This window comes from Mesorhizobium sp. M2A.F.Ca.ET.039.01.1.1 (assembly GCF_003998035.1).
Taxonomy (GTDB): Bacteria; Pseudomonadota; Alphaproteobacteria; order Rhizobiales; family Rhizobiaceae; genus Mesorhizobium.
Genome location: NZ_RZRY01001057.1, coordinates 1 through 1,653 on the forward strand (window position 1 = coordinate 1; position 1,653 = coordinate 1,653).

The following is a 1,653-nucleotide window of genomic DNA, read 5'->3' on the forward strand; positions in this document are numbered from 1 at the left end:
ACAGGCGCCGCATCCACGGTTTGCGAAGCTTCGTTCAGCGCGATCAAGGCCGGCTGCTCGCCATTCTTGACCACGACCTCGCCAGTCAGCTTGCCGAGGCGTTCCGCCGTCGCCTGCGGTGTCGGATCCCCGAACAGCATCTGCTCGTCCGGAAAGGTCGGCAGCGCGATGTCGGCCACGGCAAGCGCTTCCAGGATCGCGGCCTGGGCTGCCTCGCGGCTCGGCCACAGACGCGGCCGGTAATTCGGGTCGAAGGCGACGAGCGAGCCGGCGGCCCCGGCCGCAACTATGGCGGTCAGCAAAGTTGTCCGCGCGGCCTCGTCCAGAATTGCCAGGGTGATTCCAGAAAAATAGACAAGCGCCTGGTTTTCAAGGCTTTTCGCGAGCGCCACCGGATCGGAGGCGAGCTGACGCGCTTCCGCGTCGCTTCGCCAGTAGGTAAAGGCGCGCTCGGCTCCGGTGAGCGTGATGGCGTAAAGGCCGGGGCGCGCGCCGGCAATGACCGGACTGTTGCCTATGCCGATGCCGCTCTGGCCGAAGAAGGCGATCTGGTCGCGCGAGAAGGGATCGTCGCCGAAGGCCGAGACATAAGTCGCGGGGTGCTCCGGGCTCAGCGCGTGCAATGCCCACAGCGTGTTGAAGGTGTCGCCGGCAAAGCCCATGCGCCAGCTGTCGCCGGTCTGTCCCGACAATTCGATCATGCATTCGCCGATCGACGCAATACCCTTGGCGGCCATGTGGGTTCTATCCTTCTTAAAGTCTTGTTGCTGTAGCTTTTTGCGGCCGGCAGCGCCATGCTTGGCTGCCGGCGAATTTTGCGCCAGAAACGATTTCCCACAGGCAGGGCGGGACGCGGCGAGCGGCCCTCGACGTTAGCAGCCGAAGAGGAACGGGCTTGGCATCGATATGGCGTTACATCCTTGCGGGGCTCGGCCTGGCCGCGTTGCTGGTCGGCATCGTGGCCGTCGTCTATCAGACGCTGCCGCATTCGGCGTCCGGTCCGGACCTGTCGCGCTCCAAGAAGACGGCGAACGGGCTGTTCGTCGCGAGCTTCGAGCCGGAGCGCGGCGTCATCCGGCAGGGCGAGCTGCAATCCTGGCTGCTGACGCTGAAGACCGCCGCCGGCGCGCCGGTGGAGGGGGCGGCCATCACCGTTTCCGGCGGGATGCCGCAGCACAATCACGGCCTGCCGACCAGTCCGCAGGCGACCGATTATCTTGGCGAGGGGCGCTACCGCATCGACGGCGTGAAATTCACGATGAGCGGCTGGTGGCAGGTGCACTTCGGTATCTCGGCGGCGGCGGGTTCCGATTCCGTCGTCTTCAACGTCGTGTTGTGAGCGGGCGATGAGGCGTCTGACAAGCGTTGCATGCCTGCTGGCTTTGGCCGCTCTCGCCTTGCTGGGTGGCTGCGGCGAGCCGCAATTCAGCGACGCCGAGAAGAACACCATCGCGTCTTTGGCGCTGAACACGCTGCCTTCGCTCAAGGCGGATACCACCAACCAGTATGCGGATGTGCCGGCGGCTGCCGCGCTCGGCTCGACGCTGTTCTTCGATGCCGGCATGAGCCGTGACGGCACGGTGTCGTGCTCGACCTGCCACAAGATCGACCGCCAGTTCCAGGACGACCTGCCGCAGGCGGTCGGCGTCGGCC

General features: G+C 65.7%; 3 protein-coding genes. 2 read left to right on the forward strand and 1 reads right to left on the reverse strand.

What is annotated here, in order from left to right:
* Positions 1 to 737, reverse strand: a 737-nt coding sequence (locus tag EOA24_RS37190; protein ID WP_133374867.1) for a sugar kinase, incomplete at its 3' end; no start/stop codon positions are given.
* Positions 738 to 895: 158 nt separating this feature from the next.
* Here EOA24_RS37190 and EOA24_RS37195 point away from each other — a divergent pair.
* Entirely contained in the window at positions 896 to 1,339 is a 444-nt protein-coding gene (locus EOA24_RS37195) for a FixH family protein (RefSeq protein ID WP_126082220.1), read from the forward strand.
* Between the two features lie 7 nt (positions 1,340 to 1,346).
* Positions 1,347 to 1,653, forward strand: a 307-nt coding sequence (locus tag EOA24_RS37200; RefSeq protein WP_281059929.1) for a cytochrome c peroxidase, incomplete at its 3' end; no start/stop codon positions are given.